The organism is Stieleria sp. (assembly GCF_041595215.1).
Classification (GTDB): domain Bacteria; phylum Planctomycetota; class Planctomycetia; order Pirellulales; family Pirellulaceae; genus Stieleria; species Stieleria magnilauensis.
The window spans coordinates 1-1869 of the sequence record NZ_JBFHKV010001379.1 but is presented as its reverse complement, the minus strand read 5'-3'; the positions used below and the strand labels follow the sequence as shown (position 1 = coordinate 1869).

Here is a 1869-nt window from a genome sequence, read left to right as displayed (position 1 = left end):
TTATGGCTACCAGGCAGAGTGCGACGGTTCGGACCGGCGCTGGTCGGGAGGCCTGTACGATGAAGCCCGACGCGGATGGATTTGGTCGAGCACCAAAGGGCGATCAAAGGATCAGTTCCTCGCACACGCCGAAGAATCACAGCAGTTTTTTGCAACGCCTCGCGTCTGCGATGCGCTCAATCGCAACGGATGGAATCGCTACGAAATCACCTGTGTCGACGATGTGATTCGGATCGAGGTCAATGGGGTGGAAACGGTTCGCTTTCGCGATGCCACCGACGCGAGCGGCTACATCGGGATTCAACATCACGGTGAAAAAGGACAGACGTATCGTTTTCGCAATCTGTTCATCAAAGAGTTGCCCGAGATTCCCGCCCGGCAGCATGGGGCGTTAACAGAGCAGCAGCCTCTTTCCATCAAACGAATCAGCGAGACGGTTACCCAGATCGATTTTGGCACCGTCGCTTTCGGAAACATCGCCATGCCGGTTCCCTCGGGCCGCGGTACGGCGAACGTGCATTTCGGCGAAAAATTGAAGGACGGCCGTATTGACCAGACTCCGCCGGGAACCGTTCGATATGGAATGACACCCATTCGTCTTGGCCAGCAGCTCGGCACCTGGGTCGTGCCGGCTCCGGTGGACCCCCGCAATGTGCAGCAATCCGGATTGATCTACGCGAACCCACCAGCGGTTTTGACACCACCGCAGTGGCAACCCGTGATGCCGTTTCGCTGGGTGGAGATCGAAGGGGTTGGCCCGGACTATCCGTTCGATCTCGTTCGCCGACGAGACGCATACTCGGCAACGTGGAACGACGATGCAAGTGCGTTCGAGTGTTCCAACGAAACCCTCAACCGCATTTGGGACCTGTGCAAATACAGCATCAAGGCCACCACGTTTGCCGGCGTGTACGTCGACGGGGACCGTGAACGCATCCCCTACGAGGCCGACGCCTATTTGAACCAACTGAGTCATTACACGACCGACGACGACGTCAAGATGGCCGCGCGGACGTTCGACTGGCTGATGGAAAACGGCACTTGGCCGAGCGAATGGGCACCGCACATGGTGTTCATGGCGCATGCCGAATGGATGCACAACGGCGACACCGAGTGGTTGAAACAGCGCTACGAATCGTTGAAGGCGAAGACGTTGATGCACCGCAGCGGTGAAGACGGCTTGGTTCGCAGCGATGAAGCGGATCAGAATCGACACGACATCGTCGACTGGCCGAAGCAAGAGCGAGACGGGTTTGTGTTCACCGAGATCAACACCGTCGTCAACGCCTTTCACATCAAAGCGATGGAGCAGATGGCGGAAATGGCCAGGGCGATCGGCAACGAGGCTGACGCCGATGCCTTTGAGTCTCGAATCAAATTGGCTCGCGCGTCGTTTCAGGACAAACTGTTCGATCAAGACGCCGGCATTTACCGCGATGGCATTGAGACGGACCACAGCAGCGTCCACGCCAACTTCTTTCCCCTGGCGTTCGGCCTGGTCCCTGATGAAAAACGTGACGGTGTGCTGTCGTGGTTGAAGCAAAAGAAGATGCAGTGCAGCGTGTATGCGGCGCAGTACTTCATGGACGCACTGTTTTCAGCGGATGCCAGTCAAAAGGCGCTGGACCTGATCCTGGCCGACGGCGATCGCAGTTGGAAACACATGGCCAACAGCGGCACCACGATCACCTGGGAAGCTTGGGAGATGAAATACAAACCCAACCAGGATTGGAACCACGCATGGGGCGCCGCGCCGGCGAACCTGCTGCCGCGACACGTGCTCGGGGCGCAGCCGCGAACCCCAGGCTGGACCACCGCCACGATTCGACCCTGCCCAGCTGATATAGAATCGGCCCGCGGCAAGGTCCC

1 protein-coding gene is annotated in these 1869 nt (G+C 58.4%); it reads left to right on the top strand.

Annotated features, from left to right (window positions below; translation table 11 throughout):
- Positions 1-1869 (top strand): family 78 glycoside hydrolase catalytic domain (locus tag ABX749_RS31445; RefSeq protein ID WP_372899512.1); only part of this gene is annotated, 1869 nt, incomplete at both ends.